Here is a 20,664-nt window from a genome sequence, read left to right as displayed (position 1 = left end):
GCAACTGGATACGGGCGGTGTCACCAGGGGTCAGGATCGCTTGCCGACCGCGTACCCCGGCGGCAACGCGGCGAAGAAGTCACGAGTCACACCCACCGCGTTGTTGGAGTCCCCACCACGCACGACGAGAGTGGCGAACGCGAGATCGCCGCGGTAGCCGGCGAACCAGGCGTGTGAACCGCCGGCGAACTCCGCCTCACCGGTCTTGCCGAGGACTTCGCCTTCGCCGTCGATCACCGTCGCCGTGCCCTGGGTGACCACCGCCCGCATCATCGGCCGCAATTCCCCGACCACCTTGGGGTCGAGCTTGGGTTGTGGCCCCTCCACCGTGGTCTCCTTGCCCAGGATCAGCTGCGGCACCGGCGCAGTGCCGTTGTTGGCCACCGTCGCGGCCACCGTTGCCAACCCGAACGGACTCACCAGCACCTTGCCCTGACCGAACCCGTCCTCGGTGCGCGCCACCAACTCTGGTGCGATCGGCACCGACCCGGACACCACATCGAGACCGGCGATGTCATAGTGCTGGCCGATGCCCATCGCCGCGGCGGTGTGCGCCAGATCCGACGGCCCCATCTTGCTGGCGAGGAAGGCGAAGGTGGTGTTGCACGAACTGGCGAAGGCCTTCAGCATCGAGACGGTGCCCAGCGAGAATCCGTTGTAGTTGGGGATGCGGCGCGGCCCGATCTCGATCTCGCCGGGACAGGGCACCATCGATCCCGGGTGAGCGAGATCCCGGCTGATCGCCGACGCCGCGGTGACCATCTTGAACGTCGATCCGGGCGGGTACAGACCGGTGGTGGCGATGGGCCCGTCCCGGTCGGCCGCCTTGTTCTGCGCGACGGCGAGCACCTTGCCGGTGGACGGCTGGAGAACCACCATGGCGATCTGGAACCGGTTGGTGGCGTCGACGGCACGCTGCGCGGCATTCTGCACCCGCCGTGACAGGCTCAGCGAGATCGCCGGCGCGGGCTCGGGAGCATGATCGGCGAGGACGTCGGCGTCGAGTCCGTTGGGGTTGACCGTGACGATCCGCCAGCCCGCGCGGCCATCGACCTCGCTGTCGACGACCTTCTTCACCTCGGTCAGCATCGCGGGCGCGAAATCCGGGTTCGTGGCGACCAGTTCGGCCTGCTCATTGTGGACCACCCCGGGGATCGCGAGTTGATCGCGCAGCCGGTCGAAGTCGCGTTCGGACAGCCGGGTGATCGGGTACTCCCCGCCGCTCGCGGTGGACTCCTCGGCGATCTTCTGCGCCGACAGCGACGGCGCGTACGGTCGTAGTACCGACACCAGCCGGGTCACCGAATCGGCGACCGACCCTTTCGCCGCGGCCTCGGTGGCGTCGAAGTTGATACCGATGACGGTGCCGTTGACCATCACCTCCGACCCGTCGGACTCGTTGACCGTGGCCCGCGGCGCCCGCACGAGGCGCAGCGAGAGTCGTTGGTCGGCACCGAGGTCGGGGTGGATGTCGGTCGATGTCCAGCGAACCGACCAGCCGGCATCGCCACGGGCGAGTTTCACCCGGGCGGGATAGCTCCACTCGCGGTCACCCGGCAGATCCCAGTGGTAGGTGACATCGATGTCGGCGGTGTCACCGGTGACCCGCGCCTTGCCGGTGCTCGCGGTGAGCTCCTCGGCCGCGAGCCCATCCCACGCGGCGTCGAGGTTGTCGCGGGCACCCTGCGGATTGTCGGTGAGAGCAGCGGCCGTGGCGGTGTCGCGGGCGCCGTAGGCGGCCAGGAAACGTTCGACGGCCTGCCGCGGCCCGTCCTCGACGGTGGCGCAGCCGGCCACCCCGACCGTCAGTGCAGCACTCAGCGACACACACGCCACACTGATTGCTCGTCGTCTCATCCGCAACATCGGTTTCGATCATATGGGCGGGACCGTTGAAAACCGATGCGCCACGCGGTGGCCGCGGGTAAGCGAATTCAGTCGACCAAGATCGTCGCGAAGGTGCCGACCTCGCGGAAGCCGATCTGGCGGTACACCTCTCGCGCGGGGAGGTTGAAACTGTTGACATAGAGACTCGGTGTGCGACCCAGCGCCATGACGCCGGCGGCGACGGCGGCGGTGCCGGCGGCACCGAGGCCCTCACCACGCCGATGTGGCGCCACCCAGACGCCCTGGATCTGTCCGACCCGGCGCGACAGCGAACCGATCTCGGCCTTGAACACGACCTCGCCGCGGTCGAAGCGCGCGAACACACGCTGGGCGGTGATCAGCGAGGCGAGCCGCCGGCGATACGAACGACCGCCGTCACCGGCGCACGGGTCCACGCCCACCTCGCCGATGAACATGTCGACCGCGGCCGGCAGATAGGCGTCGAGATCGTCAAGGGTCACCAGGCGCACGAGCGGATCGGGTGCGATGGCGGGCGCATCGGTCAGGGCCATCAGGGGCTGGTTGTCCCGCACCTCGCGCGCCGGGCCCCAGCATCCGGCGACGCGGTCCCAGAACGCCAGCACCATCTCGGCGCGTCCGACGATCGAGGAACACACCCGGGGTGCGGCGGCGGCGCGGTCGGCGAAGACCTCCATGCTCTCGCTCGATCCGACCAGCGGGATGAGGTTGGCACCCGAGAAGCACAGCGAGGTGGTGGGGTCGTCGACCGTCCACAGCTCGCCGCCGAGCAGACGTGGATTGATGCCGTGTGACTCGAAGCGGGCGGCGACCATGCACATCGCCACCGGGTCCGAGGAGAGCACATGCTCGACCGCGGGCGCATCCCGTGCGCCCAGCGGGCGATCACCCAGTAGCTTCAGCACCACCGCTCCCTTTGCCGTTCGGGCGGGATGCGACCCGCGACCGCTCAGCCGTCGGAGGCCACCGGCGCCGCGATCAGCTGACCGTGACGACCGGCGAACCCGCTTCCCTGTCATCAGTGTCACCCGATTCACCGGCGATCCGCAGCGCTTCTTCGATCAACGTCTCCACGATCTGGGCCTCCGGGACGGTCTTGATGACCTCGCCCTTGACGAAGATCTGCCCCTTGCCGTTGCCGGACGCCACCCCGAGATCGGCCTCGCGGGCCTCACCGGGACCGTTGACGACGCAACCCATGACCGCCACTCGCAGCGGTACCTCCATGCCCTCGAGCCCGGCAGTCACCTCGTCGGCGAGTTTGTAGACGTCGACCTGCGCGCGTCCGCACGATGGACAGGACACGATCTCCAGCTTGCGCGGACGGAGGTTGAGCGACTGCAGGATCGCGTCACCGACCTTGATCTCCTCCGCCGGCGGCGCCGACAGCGACACCCGGATGGTGTCGCCGATGCCCTCGGCCAGCAGCGCGCCGAAGGCGACCGAGGATTTGATGGTGCCCTGGAATGCCGGACCTGCCTCGGTCACGCCGAGGTGCAGCGGATAGTCGCACTGTGCGGCGAGTTGGCGGTAGGCCTCCACCATGATGACCGGGTCGTTGTGCTTGACCGAGATCTTGATGTCGCCGAAGCCGTGCTCCTCGAAGAGACCCGCCTCCCACAGTGCCGACTCCACCAGGGCTTCCGGGGTGGCCTTGCCGTACTTCTGCATGATGCGCTTGTCCAGCGAGCCGGCGTTGACGCCAATGCGGATGGGAATGCCCGCCGCCCCGGCTGCCTTCGCCACCTCCTTGACCCGGCCGTCGAACTCCTTGATGTTGCCCGGATTGACGCGCACGGCCGCACAGCCGGCATCGATCGCCGCGAAAATGTACTTCGGCTGGAAATGGATGTCGGCGATCACCGGGATCTTCGACTTCTTGGCGATGACCGGCAGCGCCTCGGCATCCTCCGGGCGCGGGCAGGCGACGCGCACGATGTCGCAGCCCGACGCGGTCAGCTCGGCGATCTGCTGCAGGGTGGCGTTGATGTCATGGGTCTTGGTGGTGGTCATCGACTGCACCGAGATCGGGTGGTCGCTGCCCACCCCGACCGAGCCGACCTGGATCTGGCGAGTCGTGCGCCGCGGGGCGAGCACCGGGGGCGGTGGGGCGGGCATGCCGAGTCCCACCTGGAGCGCGTCGGGCGATGTGGGGGCGTTCATCTCGTTCACCTCGTCTGTAAGGAGATCTTGATGGGGCTGTGTGTGAGCTCAGAAGATCTTGATGGGATTGATGATGTCGGCGGTGAGTGTCAGCACCATGAAACCGCCCATGACGACCACGACCGCGTAGGTGACCGGCATCAGTTTCAGGTAATCGACCGGTCCGGCGGCCGCGCGGCCGAACCAGCCACGCACGGTGTTACGCGCCTTCTCATAGCCGACGATGGCCATGTGTCCGCCGTCCAACGGTAGTAGCGGCACCAGGTTGAACAAGCCGAGGAAGAAGTTGATGCTGATCAGCAGCATCAGGAACAGGCTCCAGGCGCCGCGTTCGGCGGCCTGTCCACCCATCACCGACGCACCGTAGACACTGACCGGGGTGTCGGCCGCGCGTTCGCCGCCGGTCACAGCGGTCCACAGTGCGCTGACCTTCGACGGCAAGGACAGCAGAGCGTCCCAAGTGGCCACGAACAGGTCGCCGGTGAAGACGAACGCCCCCGGAACGATGGCGAGACCGTCGTACTGGGTGATCGCGGGCGGCGGCGAGAACGTGATGCCGACCTTGCGGGTCTGCTCGGTGCTGGTGGTCCCGTCGGTCTGGTTGATCACAACCGTCGACGGTTGCGGCGTCAGGGTGAGGTCGATCCGCTGACCGGCGCGGTCCACCGTGAGGGCGACCGGCCCCGACGCCTCGGTGATGAGCGTCGACACCTCGGAGTAGTCGGAGACGGACTGACCGTTGACCGCGACGATGGTGTCGCCGGGTTGCATACCTGCGGCGCCGGCCGGTCCCGTACCCGAGCAGGGCGTCGAGACGGGTTCGGCATCGGCCGAGTAAGTGGTCTGGCCGGGCACGCAGGTCACCTGTGACACGGTCGCCGGCACCGGGTCCTGACTGATGTTGGGCAGGCCCCAGATCGATCCGACCACGATGACCAGGGCGAACCCGAGGATGAAGTTCTGGGCCGGTCCGGCGAAGAGCACGACCAGTCGTTTCCACGGCTTCTGCAAATACATGGCGCGTGGCCGGTCCTCGTCGGCGATCTCGTCGTACGGGGTCATGCCGGCGATGTCGCAGAAACCGCCCAGCGGCAGCGCTTTGAGCCCGTACTCGGTCTCGCCCTTGCGGGTCGACCACACCGTGGGCCCGAAGCCGACGAAGTAGCGGCGCACCTTCATGCCGGTCGCCTGCGCCGCCCACATGTGACCGCATTCATGCCAGGCCACCGACAACAGCAGCGCCGCGGCGAACAGCACCACGCCGAGGGCGAAACTCACTGATTCACTCCATCCGAATATGCCGTGACCAGACGCGATGCCTGTGCGCGTGCCCACTGGTCGGCGGCCAAGACGTCCTCCACAGTACCTGGCTGCGCACGCCACTGATCGGCCTCGCCGAGCACCTCACCGATGATCTCGACGATGTGTGGGAACCGGATCGCACCGGCGAAGAAGCCGTCCGCGGCCGCCTCGTTGGCCGCGTTGTACACCGCGGTCAGTGAGCCGCCGCCCCGCCCGGCCTCGCGGGCCAGGTCGATGGCCGGAAAGACCTTGTTGTCGACGGGTTCGAACGTCCAGGCCGATGCGGTGGAGAAGTCGCACGCCGACGAGGAGCCCGGCACCCGGTCCGGCCAACCCAGTGCGAGCGCGATCGGCAGTTTCATCGACGGTGGTGACGCCTTGGCGATGGTGGCGCCGTCGACGAAGGTGACCATCGAGTGCACGATCGACTGCGGGTGCACGGTCACGTCGATCCGGTCGTAGTCGACGCCGAACAACAGGTGTGCCTCGATGACCTCGAGCGCCTTGTTGACCAGCGTCGCGGAGTTCAGGGTGATCATCGGCCCCATCGACCAGGTGGGATGATGCCCGGCCTGCTCGGGTGTCACGTCGTCGAGGGCCGCACTGGTCCAGCCGCGGAACGGACCACCGGAGGCGGTGAGCACCAGGCGGTCCACCTCCTCGGCGCTGCCGCCGCGCAGGCATTGGGCGATGGCGGAGTGCTCGGAGTCGACGGGGACGATCTGTCCGGGGGCCGCGGCATCGAGGACCAGCGAGCCGCCGGCCACCAGCGACTCCTTGTTGGCCAGCGCCAGGCGTGCACCGGACCGTAGGGCGGCCAGGCTGGGTCGCAGCCCGATGGAGCCCACCACGGCGTTGAGCACCACGTCGGCCTCGACCGCGTCGATGAGGTCGCACATCGCGTCGGGCCCGCCGAACACGGTCGATCCGAGGTCGTCGGACAATCTGCGCGCCGCATCCGGATCGGCGACGGCCAGGCGATCGGCGGCGATGCCGAACGTGCGGGCCTGGTCGTGGAGGAGATCGAGATTCCCGCCGCCGGCACCGAGACCCACCGCCTCGAACCGTTCGGGGTGTTCGGCGATCACTTCGAGGGCCTGGACCCCGATCGACCCGGTCGAACCGAGGATGAGTACGCGCGTCGTCACTTCGCCATTGTCCCGCCTGCGCCGACCGTCACCCAAATCTCGCCGACCGTGCCCAGATCTCGCCCATCGTGCCCAAGGTCTCGCCCATCGTGCCGGGCGGCCATGTCAGCTCGGCGGATGCACCGACCGCCAATGCTCGGCGATGTCGATGCGTCGGGTGATCCAGACACCGTCGTGCGACTGGATGTGGTCGAGGAACCGTTCCAGCGCGGCCAGCCGGGCGGGCCGGCCCACCAGACGGCAGTGCAGCCCGACCGACAGCATCTTGGGTGCGCCCTCGAGGCCCTCGCGGTAGAGCACATCGAAGGCATCGCGCAGGTGGGTGAAGAACTGCTCACCCGACGGGAATCCGCCCGGTGAGGCGAACCGCATGTCATTGGTGTCCAGGGTGTAGGGCACCACGAGATGGTCGACGAAGTCGGCGCCGCGCCGGACCTGCACCCAGAACGGCAGGTCATCGGCGTAGCTGTCGGAGTCGTAGACGAATCCGCCCTGTTCGACCACGAGTTGGCGGGTATTGGGGGAATCGCGGCCGGTGTACCAGCCGAGCGGGCGCTGTCCGGTGATCTCGGTGAGCAACTCGATACCGGCCTGCATGTGTTCGCGTTCGATGTGGGTGTCGACGAGTTGATAGCTCAGCCAGCGATACCCGTGGCAGGCGATCTCATCGCCCCGTTCGACGAATGCTGCGGCGGCCTCCGGGTTGCGGGCCATCGCCTGGGCGACCGCGAAGATCGTCAGCGGCAACCCACGGCGGGAGAACGCACGCAGGATGCGCCACACCCCGGCCCGCGATCCATACTCGTAGAGCGACTCCATGCTCATGTGCCGGTTCGGGAACGCCTGCGCACCGATCATCTCCGACAGGAAGGTCTCACTGCCGCGGTCGTTCTCGAGGACATTGTTCTCCGAGCCCTCCTCGTAGTTGAGGACGAACTGCACGGCGATCTTCGCATTACCCGGCCACTGCGGATCCGGTGGTGTCGCACCGTAGCCGATCATGTCGCGGGGGTAGTTCTCGCTGCGGTAATCAGCCAGGGATCGGTGCGGGGTGTCGGACATGGCGGCATTGTGTCACCCCGGCGATGTCCGCGCGTGGTGGCACCGCGCCACCCGCGAGGCCCTACGGTTATGCTTGTCACGAACTACTACCGGTCGTCAGACTTCTGGCCTCCGGCACGCAGTAACCGGCACGCACAGTGAGGAGCCACCGTGGCAAGCACCGAGGTTGAGCAGATCGACACCGGCTGGGTTCGCGAGCCCGCGGATGCGCCGTCGGCCCGCTTCGGGTGGCATGGTCAGGCCCGCAAGTCGTTCATGATCGCCGGCTGGTTCTGCGTGTTCGCGCTGCTGGCGATGATGATCGGCAACCACACCGGCCACATCGAGGACCTCTACCTCATCGGATTCGCCGCTGTGCTCGCGTTCTTCCTGCTGAAGCCGATCTGGACCAGCCGCGGCCGCTGGAAGAACTGACCTTCGCTCAGCGTTCCTCCGCGGCCAATTGTCCGCAGGCCGCGGCGATCTCCTGGCCGCGGGTGTCCCGGACGGTGCACGACACACCTTGTTCGCGTACCCGTCTGACGAATTCACGTTCCACCGGCTTCGGGCTCGCGTCCCATTCCGAGCCCGGTGTCGGATTCAGCGGGATCAGATTCACGTGGACCAGCGATCCCAGCGCCCGACGCAGCTTCTCCCCCAGCATGTCCGCGCGCCACGGCTGGTCGTTGACGTCCCGGATCAACGCATACTCGATCGACACCCGACGGCCGGTGGTGTCGGCGTAGTAGCGGGCCGCGTCCAACACCTCGGCCACCGACCACCGGTTGTTCACCGGCACCAGGGTGTCGCGCAGCTCGTCGTCGGGGGTGTGCAACGACACCGCGAGCGTCACGGCGAGTCCCTCGTCGGCCAGGCGTCGGATCGATGGGGCCAATCCGACGGTGGAGACGGTGACCGATCGCGCGGAGATCCCGAGACCGTCGGGCACCGGTGCGGTGATCTGCCGCACCGCACTGACCACGCGCTTGTAGTTGGCCAGCGGCTCGCCCATCCCCATGAAGACGATGTTCGACAACCGGCCCGGCTCGCCGAATTCACCATCGCGCAGTGCACGCGCCGCTGCCCGCACCTGGTCGACGATCTCGGCGGCCGACAGATTGCGGTCCAGACCGCCCTGACCGGTCGCGCAGAACGGACAGGCCATGCCGCAGCCCGCCTGGCTCGAGATGCACAGGGTGTTGCGATCGGTGTAGCGCATCAGCACGCTTTCGAGCAGCGTGCCGTCGTGCAGTCGCCAGAGGGTCTTGCGGGTGTCCCCGTCGTCGCAGGCGATGTGGCGGACCGGCGACAGCAGCGGCGGGAAGAGCGTCTCGCCGACGGCATCACGCGCCGACGAGGGCAGATCGGTCATCTCGGCCACGTCCCCGTTGAGCCGGCCGAAATACTGCCGCGCCAGCTGATTGGCCCGGAACTTCGGCAGACCGAGCGTTGCCAGCGCCGCCACCCTTCCCTCGGGATCCAGGTCGGCGAAGTGGGTGGGCGGACGCCCGCGCTTGGGCGCATCGAACACGAGCGGCAATGACGGCATGGCGCCATTGTCGCATGTCATGATGGTTGTATGACGAATCCGGATCCGCAGCCGCATCAGCCGGTCGGCGGGGGCGACCCGCTCGGGCAATCGCATACACCGGAACCCTTCGGTGAGAATCAGGCAGACGGGGAGCCCCAGGCGGACACCGACCATCAGGCGTTGCTGGCCGAGCGCGACGACCTGCGCACCAAGATCAAAAAGGTCGAGCACACGCGGACCCGGGCGACGTTCTACGGTCTGGTGATCGGTGCGCTGATCACGATTCTGCTGTTGGTGTTCATTCTGCAGAACCTGGAGTCCCAGACCATCATGTTGCTGTTCTGGGAGGTGAACCTGCCGCTCGGGGTCAGTCTCCTGATTGCCGCGATAGCCGGTGCGTTGATCGTCGCCTTTGCGGGCGGTCTGCGGATGTGGCAGCTCAGCCGGGCATTGAAGAGGGCGAAACGCTGACGTCGGCGCTGGTCACAGCAGCGCGGTCAGGACCGCCCAGACGATGAAAGCGGACGGCAGCAGCGAGTCGAGGCGATCCATGATGCCGCCGTGCCCGGGCAGCAAGGTGCCCATGTCCTTGATGCCGAGATCCCGTTTGACCTGGGATTCGACCAGGTCGCCCAGGGTGGCGCAGACGACCAGTACCGGGCCGAGGATCATCCCGACCCACCAATGGGTGTCGAGGAGCAGCACCCCGCAGCCGACCGCCCCGCCGGTGCCCACCAGAAGCGAACCGATCAGGCCTTCCCAACTCTTCTTGGGGCTGATGGCCGGCACCATCGGATGCTTGCCGAACAGCACGCCGAACCCGTAGCCGCCGACGTCGGAGCAGACCACCACCACCATCAACGTGGCCACCCGCGCGGCACCGTCATCCTGCACCACGAGCTGCGCGCCGAACGACGCCAGCAGCGGCAGCCAGGCGAGGACGAACACGCTGGCGGCCAGGTTGCGGAGATAGTGTTCCGGTGCGTGATGGATGCCCTGGGCCAGCAGCATCCACACCATCAGCACCAGTACGGTGGCGACGAATGCGGTCAGCACCCCGGTGGTACCCCAGGGCCAGCCAGACCAGATGATGGCCTGACCACCGATCACGAGCGGCCAGAACGCGATCTGGTAGCCGCCGTCGCGGAGGCGTTTGAACACCTCCCAGGTGGCGATCGCGAACGCCACCGCGACCACCCCGTACCAGATCTTGGGCGCAAAGATCAGGATCAGGATGATCGAGATCCCGAGCGAGAACCCGACCGCGAGTGCCGCCGGGAGGTCACGCCCGGCACGCGACTTCTTGGTCGTCGGCGCGTCCGGGGTGTCCGGGCTCTCGGCGGATTCGGCGGCCATCGGTTTCGGTGACGACGCGCGCGAGCGGTCGGTGCTCACACCTCGAGCAATTCGTTCTCTTTGTGCTTCACCAGTTCATCGACCTGGGCGACGTAGCCGGCCGTCGTCTTGTCGAGCTCTTTCTCCGCGCGCGTCACCTCGTCCTCCCCGGCCTCGCCGTCCTTCTGGATACGCTTGAGTTCGTCGACGGCCTTGCGGCGCACGTTGCGGATGGCGACTTTCGCATCCTCGCCTTTGCTCTTCGCCTGCTTCACCAGTTCCCTGCGCCGATCCTCGGTGAGCTGCGGGATCGCCACCCGGATGACATGGCCGTCGTTGGTGGGGTTCACGCCGAGATCCGAGTTGCGGATAGCGGTCTCGATGTCGCGCAACGTCGACGCCTCGTAGGGCTTGATCACCACCAGCCGCGCCTCCGGGGTGTTGATGCCGGCCACCTGGGTGATCGGGGTCAGTGCGCCGTAGTACTCGATGTGCACCTTGTTGAACATCGCCGGGTTGGCTCGGCCGGTGCGGATCGAACCCATGTCGTCCTTGGCGACATTGACCGCCTTCTCCATCTTCTCTTCGGCATCCAGGAGGGCATCGTCGATCATCGTCGTCCTATATCTACTCGGTCCGTATGTGCGCGGTGTGGGTGTGACGAGAGTTTACTTGCGGTGAGCGTGCCTGCGCTGTGCCGTCGGGCCATCGTGGTCATGATGCAACTGCGCTCATGATGCAACTGCGCTCAGGTGGCGACCAAGGTGCCGATCCGTTCACCGGCGACGGCACGGGCGATGTTGCCCTCCTCCAGCAGATTGAACACGAGGATCGGCATCTTGTTGTCCATACACAGACTGAACGCCGTCGCATCGGCGACCTTGAGTTCCTTGTCGAGCACCTCGCGGTGAGTGATCTCGGTGAACATCTTCGCGTCGGGCACGGTGCGTGGGTCCGCGTCGAAGACCCCGTCGACTCCCTTCGCCATCAACACCACCTCGGCCTTGATCTCCAGCGCCCGCTGTGCCGCCGTGGTGTCGGTGGAGAAGAACGGCATACCCATGCCGGCGCCGAAGATGACCACTCGGCCCTTCTCCAGGTGCCGCTGCGCCCGCAAGGGCAGGTACGGTTCGGCGACCTGGCCCATGGTGATCGCGGTCTGCACGCGCGTGGTGACGCCGCGCTTCTCCAGGAAATCCTGCAGGGCCAGACAATTCATCACGGTGCCGAGCATGCCCATGTAGTCCGACCGGGCGCGATCGAGGCCGCGTTGCTGCAGTTCGGCCCCACGGAAGAAGTTGCCACCGCCGATGACCACGGCCACCTGCACACCCGACGCGACCACTTCGGCGATCTGGTCGGCGACCGTGGCCACGACGTCCGGGTCGAGTCCGACCCCGCCACCGCCGAACATCTCACCGCCGAGTTTGAGCAGCACCCGGGTGAAACCGTGACGCTCGGACTCGGGCAGGGCGGGCGTTTCGCTCATCCAACTTCCTCCACTGTTCGATTCGCTGAACATCGTACTTCCCGGCATGACGTGATCGACCACATGCGGTGCATCAGACATGACAAGAACCCCGCATCACCGAACGGTGATGCGGGGTTCTTGTGGCTCGGGATCGGATCAGGCCTGACCGACCTCGAAGCGGGTGAAGCCGTTGACGGTCACACCGGCTTCGTCGAGCAGAGCCTTGACGGTCTTCTTCGAGTCCTGCACCGACGGCTGGTCGAGCAGCACAACGTCCTTGTAGAAGCCGTTGACGCGGCCTTCGACGATCTTGGGCAGCGCCTGCTCCGGCTTGCCCTCTTCCTTCGCGGTCTGCTCGGCGATGCGACGCTCGTTCTCCACGATGTCGGCCGGGACCTCGTCGCGCGTGGCGTACTTCGCCCGCAATGCGGCGACCTGCATGGCGGCACCACGCGCAGCCTCGGCCGCGTCGTCGCCCTCACCGGTGTAGGACACCAGCACACCCACGGCGGGCGGCAGGTCGGAGGCCCGCTTGTGCAGGTACACCGCGACCGGTCCGTCGTAGTAGGCGACGCGACGCAGTTCGAGCTTCTCACCGATCTTGGCCGACAGGGCCTGCACGGCGTCGTCGACGGTGCCGTCGTCGAGTTTCGCGGCCTTCAGCGAGTCGATGTCGGTGGCCTTCGCGGAGGCGGCGACGGCGACGATCTTGTCGGCGAGTTCCTGGAACTCGGCGTTCTTCGCGACGAAGTCGGTCTCGGAGTTGATCTCGACCAGGGCGCCGTCCTTGGCGGCCACGAGGCCTTCGGCGGTGGACCGCTCGGCGCGCTTGCCGACGTCCTTGGCACCCTTGATGCGCAGTTCCTCGACGGCCTTGTCGAAGTCGCCGTCGTTGTTCGCCAGCGCGTTCTTGCAGTCCAGCATTCCTGAGCCGGTGAGCTCACGGAGACGCTTCACATCGGCTGCGGTGTAGTTCGCCATCGTTGGCGAGCCTCCTTAGAGAGAGTGGGTCGATGCCGGTCGGGTCGCAACCCGACCGGCATCAGGACCGGGTGAGATGATGCGACCGGTTACTGGGCGGCCGGCGCGGAACCGGCGTCGCCACCTGCCGGAGCGGTGGCCTGGGTGAGCAGTTCCTGCTCCCACTCGGCCAGCGGCTCGCCGCCGCCCGCCTCCGGCTTGGAGTCGTCCGACGACTGGCCGGCACGGGCCTGCACGCCCTCGGCGACCGCGGAGGCGACCACGCGGGTCAGCAGCGCGGCACTGCGGATCGCGTCGTCGTTGCCCGGGATCGGGTAGTCGACGAGATCGGGATCGCAGTTGGTGTCGAGGATCGCGATGACCGGGATGTTGAGCTTGCGTGCCTCACCGACAGCAATGTGCTCCTTGTTGGTGTCCACCACCCAAACAGCAGAAGGCACCTTGGCCATATCTCGGATACCACCGAGGGTGCGCTCGAGCTTGTTCTTCTCACGCGTGAGCATGAGGATTTCCTTCTTGGTGCGACCTTCGAAACCGCCGGTCTGCTCCATGGTCTCGAGTTCCTTCAGGCGCTGCAGGCGCTTGTGAACGGTCGAGAAGTTGGTGAGCATGCCGCCCAGCCAGCGCTGGTTGACGTACGGCATCCCGACGCGGGTCGCTTCTGCGGCGATCGATTCCTGCGCCTGCTTCTTGGTGCCGACGAACAGCACGGTCCCACCGTGGGCGACGGTCTCCTTGACGAACTCGTACGCCTTGTCGATGTAGGTCAGCGTCTGCTGCAGGTCGATGATGTAGATGCCGTTGCGGTCGGTGAAGATGAACCGCTTCATCTTCGGGTTCCAACGGCGGGTCTGATGCCCGAAGTGTGCGCCGCTGTCCAGCAGCTGCTTCATGGTCACGACAGCCATGTCGTCACTATCCTTTGTGTGCAGTTGATGTCGACACCGGTTGATGCCGACCCTGGCGCCTGCAGCCGTGGTGGACCCGATGGCAGCGGAGCCGCTCCCGGGACCGCCCACCCGGCGGTGTGGATCGCGTCGTCACAGGTGACGAAGCGTCGCTACGCAGGCGCGCGAAGTCACCCCATCGATCTGCGATGAGGTGCGTCAGCGAGTTTACGCCGGTCACCTGCGGAAAACCAAAATCCGGCGCCGCTCCCAGGCCGGACCGCCGCCCCGACAACCAGGGATCGACGCTGTCGCGGCAACCCGCCACCGGGCCGGCCACCCCGAACGTTGTCCGCCGACATCACCGGAGACGGGTGCGGGACGGATTATCCATTCGAGTCCGCGCAGACGTGATGCCGGCGGACACGACCTGCCGGATCTGCGGCCGCAGATCCCTCGGTAGGCGGAACCGGTCATTGCCGGCGCCGCGCAGATAGAGGTGGATCCAACCGCGACGCTCGTGCGTCTGAAAGACATGACACCCACGTCGCCCCGATTCCGATGGTCGCCCGCCACGCGACTGCTGATCGCGGCCGTCGGTGAACTCTGTGTGGTCACCCTGCTGGTGTGGCTGCTGCCTGCGGTTGCATTCGGCGACGACACGCGCTTTGTCGCACCACTCACCCCGGCGGCAGTGGTCCGCGGCTACGACCCACCGGCGCAACGCTGGCTACCCGGCCATCGCGGAGTGGATCTGAGCGCGGCGCCGGGGGTTGCGGTGCGCGCGGCCGGTGACGGGCGCGTCCGGTTCGCCGGGGAGGTCGCCGGGCGTCCGGTCGTCTCGATCCGGCACACCGACGACATGATCACCACCTACGAGCCGGTGCGGGCGTCGGTACGCGAAGGCCAGTCGGTGCGTCGGGGCACCGTGATCGGTGTCGTGGTGGCGGGCCACCCGGGGTGTCCGGCGGTGGCGTGCCTGCACTGGGGTGCGCGGCGCGGCAGCGGACACGCGGCGGTGTACCTCAATCCGATGGCGTTGCTCGGTGCGGTGCGGGTGCGGCTCAAGCCGGTCGAGGCAGGTGCGCTCAGGCCCGCGGGTGGGCTTGCCGATGGACCGCCCGTAACCGTTCCACGCTGACGTGGGTGTAGATCTGGGTGGTCGCCAACGACGAGTGGCCGAGGAGTTCCTGAACGACGCGCAGGTCGGCTCCGCCCTCGAGCAGATGCGTGGCCGCGCTGTGCCGCAGGCCGTGCGGGCCGATGTCGGGCGCCCCCGCGGCCTGCACTGCGCGATGCACAACGCTCCGCGCCATGCGCTGATTGAGGCGGCCGCCTTTGACGCCGAGCAGCAAGGCGTCGCCGGATCGCGCACCCGCGAGCACCGAACGTCCATGGCGTAGCCACTGTTGTACGGCGCGGGCCGCCGGGTCGCCGTAAGGCACCGATCGTTGCTTGTCACCTTTGCCGATCACCCGCAGCACCCTGCGAGCGGTGTCGACGTCACCGATGTCGAGTCCGCACAACTCGCCGACGCGGATACCGCTGGCGTACAGCAATTCCAGGATGAGCGTGTCGCGCATCGCGACGGCCGAGTCGATTGGTTCGGCGTCGGCGTCGGCGTCGCCGGTGACGGCCGACGCGGCGGTCAGGGCCGCCGCTGCCTGGTCTGGCGCGAGCACGGTGGGCAACGTCCGGTGCGCCTTCGGCGCCTGCAACCGGGTGGCCGGGTCGCTCGCCACCACACCTTCGCGAGCAGCCCACGCGCAGAACGTCTTCGCCGACGAGACCTGCCGCGCGACCGTGGTCCGTGCCGCTCCGCGGCGGGTGTGTTCGGCCAGCCATGCACGCAACAGCGCCAGATCGATCGAGGTGATCGCGACCCCCCGCGCTCCAGCGAACGAGACGAGACCACGAGCGTCACCGACGTAGGCGCGCACAGTGTGCTCGCTCAGACCCTTCTCGTAGCGCAGGTGGGTGGTGAAGTCGTCGAGTAGTCCGTCGCCCAGCGTGGTGGACGACCGCGGCTGCGGGGACTCGGACCGATCGGTCATGGTTCGACACAACCGGGTGTGCGAGTCCGGTGCAACCGGGCACGCGGGTCGTTGCCGGATCGTGCCCGACACTTCGAACGTCGGGTTCAGGCGGGTGCGCCGGCTGCTTCCTCGGTGGCGCGGAGTTCGGATTTCCACTCGCGGAAGCCCTCTTCGGTCCGGCCGCGGCGCCAATATCCGGAGATCGAGGCGTTCGCGGCGCTGACCCCACGTTCTTTGCGTATGTAGGCACGGAGGTTGTGCATCACCGCCTGCGCCTCGCCATGGATGAACACCTGCGGTTCACCGTCGAGCCAGTCGGCGTCACGGACGGCGTCGATCAGCGGCGCGTTGTCGCCGGCCTTGTCGTCGGACACCTCACCGGCGGCCCCGCCACGGTGCACCCACACGATGTCGGCGCCCGTCGGGGCGGTCAGTGCGATCTCGTCCTCGGGGCCGGCGACCTCGATGAAGACCTTCGCGATGGCATCGGCCGGCAGGGCCTCGAGTGCGGCGGCAAGTGCGGGGAGACCCGCTTCGTCGGCGGCCAGCAGATGCCAGGGCGCGTCGGCGCGCGGACGGTAGCCGCTGCCCGGGCCGAGGAAGCGGATGGTGGTGCCCGGTTCGACTCGCGCCGCCCACGGTCCGGCGATGCCCTCGTCGCCGTGCACGACGAAGTCGACGGCGATCTCGCGGGCACCGAGATCGATCGACCGCACGGTGTAGGTCCGCAACACGGGTTGCTCACGGGGTGGGAGCAGCCGGATCAGCTTCCGGTCGAAGTCGCCCCCGCCGTACGGCGAACCGTCCGGACCGAAAGCGAGTTTGATGTAGATGTCGGTGTCCCAGCTCGCTTGCTCTCCCGCCGGGATGAAGTCGTCGAATCCCTGGCCGCCGAGGTACAACCGCACCATATGCGGGGTCAGCTGTTCGCGGCGCAGCACGGTCATCACATTCAGATTCTTGGCCATCAAGCCTCCTCTCGGCGACCACAGTACGCCTCGTTAGGTAAACCTAAGTAAAGAGGACCCTGCGCATCATCTGACTGAAGTGCTCTAATCTTGGGCTTCAGGTCGTTGAATGTCTGTGTCCCACCAGTCCGAGCGAGGGTAGTCATGCCGGAATCGTCGTCGCCGAGACGAGGGTCCCGCCTCACCGTGGACGATTGGCTCGACGCAGCGATGCAGGTGCTGATGAGCGACGGCGTCGGCGCCATCAAGATCTCCCGCCTGTGCGACCGGCTGGGCGTCACCAAGGGTAGCTTCTACTGGCATTTCACCGACATCTCAGCGCTGATGTCGGCGCTGTCGGATCACTGCCGGGCGATCGAGGAGACGGCCAGTCGAACGCTGGCCAACCTGCAGGAGTTGCCGCCACTCGAGCGGATTCAGCGGATGGGCGAACTGGTCAGCGACACCCGCCGACGATCGGTGGAAGCAGCGGTGCGCGCGTGGGCCGAGACCGATCCCGAGCTCGAGGCGTCCGTGGTCGCACTCGATCACACGACATTCGACGTCGCACAGGACACCTTCCTGGAGTTGGGATTCTCGCCGGTGGACGCACATGCGCGCGCCACCGCACTCGTCTACGTCGGGATCGGCTACATGCAGGGCGGCGAACGCGTCGAGGCCCCCACCGAGGACGACAAGCGCATCTTCGTGGAGATGCTCACCCGTATGTAGGCGGTGGCGGCGCTTCTGGAGAAGTGGTACGTCACGCCAACCGCCAGGCACCGTCGATGTTGACGACATGGCCGCTGACATCCATCCGCGCCAATGCCGATCGCACAGCGGCGATGTCGAGAGCTGCCGAGAACGCGATCTCTTCGATCGTGACCGAGCCGCGCGCCGGTATCGCGTCGTGCACCCGCTTGGCCTCCGGCGACAACGCGTCGGTGGGCCGGGTGGGTCCCGGGCCGATGTCGCCGCCGCCGTCCGGGGCGGCCAACGCGATCACCGATGCGGCGTCGATGACCAGTGTGGCGAGTCCGTCGGCAATCATTCGATGACATCCGATCGAGGTGGCCGAGGTGACCGGCCCGGGCACCGCACCCAGCGGACGGCCCAGTTTGCGCGCCCAGGCAGCCGTGTTCGCGGCTCCGGACCGGCGCCCGGCCTCGACCACCACCACCGCGTTCGACATCGCTGCGACCAGCCGATTGCGGGTGAGGAAGCGGTGTTTCGCAGCAGTGGTGCCCGGCGGGTATTCGGAGACCACGAGCCCGGTGTCGGCGATCTGATCGAACAGTCGGGCATGGCCCGCGGGGTAGTCGCGATCGATTCCGCAGGCCATGACGGCCATCGTCTGCCCGCCGCAGGCCAGGGCCGCGCGGTGCGCCGCACCGTCGACTCCGAAGGCGCCGCCGGAGGTCACCGTCCAGTTGTCCGCGGCCAGGCCGCCGGCCAGTGTGGAGGTGACCTGTTCGCCGTAGCGCGACGCCGCTCGTGAGCCGATCAGGGCGATGCCGGTCGACGCCGCCTCATCGAGGCGACCGCTGCCGCGAACCCACAACGCCAACGGCTCTCCCCCGCGAGATGCGGTGTCGGCCTGCCCGAGCGCCAACAACGGCCAGGCCGGCCACTCCGCGTCGTCGCGGGTGACCAGGCGGGCTCCGATCCGCGCGGCGAGTTCCAGATCCTGCTCCGCCATCTCGGTGTCGGCTCGTGCGGTGGTTGCGGTCAGCACGTCGTCGTAGCCGCGCGGCACCGATCGTGCACGGATGGCCGCGGCGGCCTCGACCGGCCCGAGATGATCACACAGCGACAGCAGCGGGGCGTTCGGTGGCTCGACGACCCGGGCGAGGTAGGCCCACGCCTGTAGTTCGGTGTCGTCTGGCATCAGTGGCCGCCCCGATCGCGGTAGAGCAACGCCTCGGCGACCTCGGTCTCACCGGGCTGGGCCAGGCCTTTCAGGTCACCGAGTGTCCAGGCCAGGCGGATGGCCCGATCGGCGCCACGCGCAGTCACCCGCCCGTCCCTCAGGAACAATTCGATCGGCCGCAGCGCCGACGGTTCGAGCCGGAAACGTTGCCGCAGAGCCGAACCGGGAACCTCGGCATTGGTCAGCCAACCGTGTGCACCCCACCGGTCGAGGGCGGCATTGCGGGCCGCCGTGACGCGATCCCGGACGGCTGCACTGGATTCCTCGGCGTCCGACATCAGGGCGGTGTTGCCCGGCGGGTCCATCCGCACCCGGATGTCGACGCGATCCATCAACGGCCCGGACAGTTTGCCGAGGTAACGCCGGCGGGCGACCGCCGAACAGATGCAGTCGATGTCGTGTGCCGGAGCACAAGGACACGGGTTCGCGGCCATGATGAGTTGGAAGCGCGCCGGGTAGGTGGCCACCCCGTCGCGGCGGGAGACGCGCACCTCCCCTTCTTCGAGCGGTTGGCGCAACGCGTCCAACACCTTGGGGCCCATCTCGGCGCACTCGTCGAGGAACAGCACGCCACGATGCGCCCGGGACACCGCGCCGGGCCTGGCAAGTCCGGTACCACCACCGAGCAGCGCAGTCGTCGACGTCGTGTGGTGGGGCGCGATGAACGGCGCCTCGCTGACAAGCGGGTGCCCGGCGCGCAGCGTGCCGGCAATGCTGTGGATGGCGGTCACCTCGAGCGATTCCTCGGATCCGAGCGGCGGCAGGATGCCCGGTAGCCGTCGTGCGAGCATCGTCTTCCCGATGCCCGGCGGGCCGGTCATCAGGACGTGATGTGCTCCGGCGGCGGCGATCTCGAGGGCGTGGCGCGCCTCGGCCTGGCCGACCACGTCGGACATGTCGTGATGTTCGGTCGGCGGTGGGATCGCGTCACCTTCGGTCACGGTGTCGAGCACATGGTCGCCGGCCAGCCACCGCACCACCTCTTTGAGGCACCGGGCACCGCCGATCTCCAGATCGGCGACCAGCGCGGCCTCCGCGACGTTGGGCATCGGCACGACCGCGTGGGTGAATCCCTGGTCGCGAGCGTGTTTGAGGGCCGGCAGCACACCGCGCACCGTACGGAGCCCGCCATCGAGACCGAGTTCGCCCAGAAACACCGTCCGGGTGGTGCGAGTTGTCATGACCTGCTCGGTCGCGGCCAGGATCGCCAGTGCCATACCGAGATCGAACGAGGACCCGGCTTTCGGAAGATCTGCCGGTGCCAGCGACACGGTCACCTTCAGGTCGGGGAATTTCAGTTCGCTGTTGGTGATCGCGGCGCGCACCCGATCCTTGGCCTCCCGGAGCGACGCGTCGACCTTTCCGTTGACCACGAAGCTCGGCAAGCCGTGACCGACATTGGCCTGGATCTCGATCTGATTGGCCTCGAAGGCGTTGAGTCCCACCGACTGGATCGAACCCAGACCGGTCGTCAACCGCGGGTCGTCGGTCATTCGAACACACCCCGATGATGGCGCATCGTCGCCCGGTCGAGTGCCAACGGGTCACGCGGATCGAGTTGCACGCTGATGATGTCGAACCGGATGCGCGACCACCAGCGGTCGCGGTTGTCGGCGAGCCATTCTCGGGCGAGTCGGCGCATGCGTGCGAACTTGAGCGGTGTGACCGCGGCGACCGGGTCGTCGAAGACCCGTGAGGCCCGTGTCTTGACCTCGACCACCACCAACTCGTCGCCGTCGGCGGCGATGAGGTCGATCTCCCCGAACCGGTTGCGCCAGTTACGATCCAGAACCTGCCAACCGAGTTCCACCACGAAGTCGGCGGCCAGATCCTCACCGCAACGGCCGATCTCGGCGGTGCTGGGTCGAGTCCGAGACGAGTATATCGGGGATGTGGCATCGGGCGGCCGGGATGGGTTCTCGCTCATGAGAACAGCATCGTCGCGTCAGGCCGCGAATCAGCCCGCCCGACGATGCGCGATGTGAATTTGTGGACACCGCACGCCTGTGGACAAACCGGCCGCGGG

General features: G+C 67.5%; 21 protein-coding genes. 4 read left to right on the top strand and 17 right to left on the bottom strand.

The window, feature by feature from the left end; genetic code table 11:
- Positions 1 to 30: 30 nt before the first annotated feature.
- From NWF22_RS20685 to puuE, 6 genes are all read right to left on the bottom strand, one after another.
- Entirely contained in the window at positions 31 to 1,866 is a 1,836-nt protein-coding gene (locus NWF22_RS20685) for a penicillin-binding transpeptidase domain-containing protein (protein ID WP_160902607.1), read from the bottom strand.
- A 68-nt stretch (positions 1,867 to 1,934) separates the two neighbouring features.
- Positions 1,935 to 2,771 carry a GNAT family N-acetyltransferase gene (locus NWF22_RS20680; protein ID WP_160902608.1) on the bottom strand — a complete coding sequence of 279 codons (837 nt, stop codon included), beginning with the start codon at positions 2,769 to 2,771 and terminating at the stop codon, positions 1,935 to 1,937.
- 73 nt (positions 2,772 to 2,844) lie between these two features.
- Positions 2,845 to 4,029, bottom strand: coding sequence for a flavodoxin-dependent (E)-4-hydroxy-3-methylbut-2-enyl-diphosphate synthase (gene ispG / locus NWF22_RS20675; protein ID WP_160902609.1), 1,185 nt, complete (start codon positions 4,027 to 4,029; stop codon positions 2,845 to 2,847).
- 48 nt (positions 4,030 to 4,077) lie between these two features.
- Positions 4,078 to 5,307, bottom strand: coding sequence for a M50 family metallopeptidase (locus NWF22_RS20670; RefSeq protein ID WP_160902610.1), 1,230 nt, complete (start codon positions 5,305 to 5,307; stop codon positions 4,078 to 4,080).
- Positions 5,304 to 6,479, bottom strand: coding sequence for a 1-deoxy-D-xylulose-5-phosphate reductoisomerase (gene dxr, locus NWF22_RS20665; protein ID WP_160902611.1), 1,176 nt, complete (start codon positions 6,477 to 6,479; stop codon positions 5,304 to 5,306). Before dxr ends, NWF22_RS20670 begins: the two co-directional genes overlap by 4 nt.
- 105 nt (positions 6,480 to 6,584) lie before the next feature.
- Entirely contained in the window at positions 6,585 to 7,541 is a 957-nt protein-coding gene (gene puuE, locus NWF22_RS20660; RefSeq protein WP_160902612.1) for an allantoinase PuuE, read from the bottom strand.
- A 150-nt stretch (positions 7,542 to 7,691) separates the two neighbouring features.
- Here puuE and NWF22_RS20655 point away from each other — a divergent pair, with 150 nt between their 5' ends.
- Positions 7,692 to 7,955 carry a DUF2631 domain-containing protein gene (locus tag NWF22_RS20655; RefSeq protein WP_160902613.1) on the top strand — a complete coding sequence of 88 codons (264 nt, stop codon included), beginning with the start codon at positions 7,692 to 7,694 and terminating at the stop codon, positions 7,953 to 7,955.
- Positions 7,956 to 7,962: 7 nt separating this feature from the next.
- Here the strand turns inward: NWF22_RS20655 and rlmN are convergent, their stop codons facing one another.
- The gene (gene rlmN / locus NWF22_RS20650; RefSeq protein WP_160902614.1) at positions 7,963 to 9,069 is read right to left on the bottom strand and encodes a dual-specificity RNA methyltransferase RlmN; all 1,107 of its coding nucleotides are present in this window, start codon (positions 9,067 to 9,069) and stop codon (positions 7,963 to 7,965) included.
- 30 nt (positions 9,070 to 9,099) lie between these two features.
- On the opposite strand from rlmN, the gene NWF22_RS20645 reads away from it, so the two are divergent.
- Positions 9,100 to 9,522: a LapA family protein gene (locus NWF22_RS20645; RefSeq protein WP_160902615.1), complete on the top strand. Its 423-nt coding sequence runs from the start codon at positions 9,100 to 9,102 to the stop codon at positions 9,520 to 9,522.
- A gap of 12 nt (positions 9,523 to 9,534) precedes the next feature.
- Here NWF22_RS20645 and NWF22_RS20640 read toward each other — a convergent pair whose 3' ends face one another.
- The 5 genes from NWF22_RS20640 to rpsB form a co-directional block, all read right to left on the bottom strand.
- Positions 9,535 to 10,407, bottom strand: a complete 873-nt coding sequence (locus tag NWF22_RS20640) for a phosphatidate cytidylyltransferase (protein ID WP_160902828.1) — start codon at positions 10,405 to 10,407, stop codon at positions 9,535 to 9,537.
- Positions 10,408 to 10,442: 35 nt separating this feature from the next.
- Positions 10,443 to 11,000, bottom strand: coding sequence for a ribosome recycling factor (gene frr / locus NWF22_RS20635; protein ID WP_160902616.1), 558 nt, complete (start codon positions 10,998 to 11,000; stop codon positions 10,443 to 10,445).
- Positions 11,001 to 11,134: 134 nt separating this feature from the next.
- Positions 11,135 to 11,875, bottom strand: a complete 741-nt coding sequence (pyrH, locus tag NWF22_RS20630; RefSeq protein ID WP_160902617.1) for a UMP kinase — start codon at positions 11,873 to 11,875, stop codon at positions 11,135 to 11,137.
- Between the two features lie 138 nt (positions 11,876 to 12,013).
- Positions 12,014 to 12,838: a translation elongation factor Ts gene (gene tsf, locus NWF22_RS20625; protein ID WP_160902618.1), complete on the bottom strand. Its 825-nt coding sequence runs from the start codon at positions 12,836 to 12,838 to the stop codon at positions 12,014 to 12,016.
- Positions 12,839 to 12,927: 89 nt separating this feature from the next.
- Positions 12,928 to 13,746 carry a 30S ribosomal protein S2 gene (gene rpsB, locus NWF22_RS20620; RefSeq protein ID WP_160902619.1) on the bottom strand — a complete coding sequence of 273 codons (819 nt, stop codon included), beginning with the start codon at positions 13,744 to 13,746 and terminating at the stop codon, positions 12,928 to 12,930.
- A gap of 514 nt (positions 13,747 to 14,260) precedes the next feature.
- Between rpsB and NWF22_RS20615 the strand changes: the two genes are divergently transcribed.
- A complete protein-coding gene (locus NWF22_RS20615) occupies positions 14,261 to 14,866 on the top strand; it encodes a M23 family metallopeptidase (protein ID WP_160902620.1) in 606 nt (201 codons plus the stop codon).
- Here NWF22_RS20615 and NWF22_RS20610 read toward each other — a convergent pair.
- Positions 14,814 to 15,779, bottom strand: coding sequence for a tyrosine recombinase XerC (locus tag NWF22_RS20610; RefSeq protein WP_160902621.1), 966 nt, complete (start codon positions 15,777 to 15,779; stop codon positions 14,814 to 14,816). The two genes, NWF22_RS20615 and NWF22_RS20610, sit on opposite strands and share 53 nt — an antisense overlap.
- An 86-nt stretch (positions 15,780 to 15,865) precedes the next feature.
- The gene (locus NWF22_RS20605) at positions 15,866 to 16,729 is read right to left on the bottom strand and encodes a siderophore-interacting protein (RefSeq protein WP_160902622.1); all 864 of its coding nucleotides are present in this window, start codon (positions 16,727 to 16,729) and stop codon (positions 15,866 to 15,868) included.
- A gap of 186 nt (positions 16,730 to 16,915) precedes the next feature.
- On the opposite strand from NWF22_RS20605, the gene NWF22_RS20600 reads away from it, so the two are divergent.
- Positions 16,916 to 17,440, top strand: a complete 525-nt coding sequence (locus NWF22_RS20600; protein ID WP_309249721.1) for a TetR/AcrR family transcriptional regulator — start codon at positions 16,916 to 16,918, stop codon at positions 17,438 to 17,440.
- Between the two features lie 31 nt (positions 17,441 to 17,471).
- Here the strand turns inward: NWF22_RS20600 and dprA are convergent, their stop codons facing one another.
- From dprA to NWF22_RS20585, 3 genes are read right to left on the bottom strand one after another with little or no spacing between them, the layout of a single operon-like run.
- Positions 17,472 to 18,596: a DNA-processing protein DprA gene (dprA, locus tag NWF22_RS20595; RefSeq protein ID WP_160902624.1), complete on the bottom strand. Its 1,125-nt coding sequence runs from the start codon at positions 18,594 to 18,596 to the stop codon at positions 17,472 to 17,474.
- On the bottom strand, positions 18,596 to 20,131 hold the full coding sequence (locus NWF22_RS20590; RefSeq protein WP_160902625.1) for a YifB family Mg chelatase-like AAA ATPase: 1,536 nt from the start codon (positions 20,129 to 20,131) through the stop codon (positions 18,596 to 18,598). The genes dprA and NWF22_RS20590 overlap by 1 nt, the downstream gene beginning before the upstream one ends.
- The gene (locus NWF22_RS20585; protein ID WP_202398611.1) at positions 20,128 to 20,565 is read right to left on the bottom strand and encodes a YraN family protein; all 438 of its coding nucleotides are present in this window, start codon (positions 20,563 to 20,565) and stop codon (positions 20,128 to 20,130) included. Before NWF22_RS20585 ends, NWF22_RS20590 begins: the two co-directional genes overlap by 4 nt.
- Between the last annotated feature and the right edge of the window lie 99 nt (positions 20,566 to 20,664).

The sequence above is a fragment of the Gordonia mangrovi genome (assembly GCF_024734075.1).
GTDB classification, from domain to species: domain Bacteria; phylum Actinomycetota; class Actinomycetes; order Mycobacteriales; family Mycobacteriaceae; genus Gordonia; species Gordonia mangrovi.
This window is presented reverse-complemented; position numbering and strand designations above follow the sequence as displayed.

Excerpts from the sequence above, each read along its gene's own strand:
- NWF22_RS20685 (WP_160902607.1), bottom strand. The coding sequence starts at position 1,866 with ATGTTGCGGATGAGACGACGAGCAATCAGTGTGGCGTGTGTGTCGCTG.
- ispG (WP_160902609.1), bottom strand. The coding sequence starts at position 4,029 with ATGAACGCCCCCACATCGCCCGACGCGCTCCAGGTGGGACTCGGCATG.
- puuE (WP_160902612.1), bottom strand. The coding sequence starts at position 7,541 with ATGTCCGACACCCCGCACCGATCCCTGGCTGATTACCGCAGCGAGAAC.
- rlmN (WP_160902614.1), bottom strand. The coding sequence starts at position 9,069 with ATGCCGTCATTGCCGCTCGTGTTCGATGCGCCCAAGCGCGGGCGTCCG.
- NWF22_RS20645 (WP_160902615.1), top strand. The coding sequence starts at position 9,100 with ATGACGAATCCGGATCCGCAGCCGCATCAGCCGGTCGGCGGGGGCGAC.
- NWF22_RS20640 (WP_160902828.1), bottom strand. The coding sequence starts at position 10,407 with ATGGCCGCCGAATCCGCCGAGAGCCCGGACACCCCGGACGCGCCGACG.
- frr (WP_160902616.1), bottom strand. The coding sequence starts at position 11,000 with ATGATCGACGATGCCCTCCTGGATGCCGAAGAGAAGATGGAGAAGGCG.
- pyrH (WP_160902617.1), bottom strand. The coding sequence starts at position 11,875 with ATGAGCGAAACGCCCGCCCTGCCCGAGTCCGAGCGTCACGGTTTCACC.
- tsf (WP_160902618.1), bottom strand. The coding sequence starts at position 12,838 with ATGGCGAACTACACCGCAGCCGATGTGAAGCGTCTCCGTGAGCTCACC.
- rpsB (WP_160902619.1), bottom strand. The coding sequence starts at position 13,746 with ATGGCTGTCGTGACCATGAAGCAGCTGCTGGACAGCGGCGCACACTTC.
- NWF22_RS20615 (WP_160902620.1), top strand. The coding sequence starts at position 14,261 with ATGACACCCACGTCGCCCCGATTCCGATGGTCGCCCGCCACGCGACTG.
- NWF22_RS20610 (WP_160902621.1), bottom strand. The coding sequence starts at position 15,779 with ATGACCGATCGGTCCGAGTCCCCGCAGCCGCGGTCGTCCACCACGCTG.
- NWF22_RS20605 (WP_160902622.1), bottom strand. The coding sequence starts at position 16,729 with ATGGCCAAGAATCTGAATGTGATGACCGTGCTGCGCCGCGAACAGCTG.
- dprA (WP_160902624.1), bottom strand. The coding sequence starts at position 18,596 with ATGCCAGACGACACCGAACTACAGGCGTGGGCCTACCTCGCCCGGGTC.
- NWF22_RS20590 (WP_160902625.1), bottom strand. The coding sequence starts at position 20,131 with ATGACCGACGACCCGCGGTTGACGACCGGTCTGGGTTCGATCCAGTCG.
- NWF22_RS20585 (WP_202398611.1), bottom strand. The coding sequence starts at position 20,565 with ATGAGCGAGAACCCATCCCGGCCGCCCGATGCCACATCCCCGATATAC.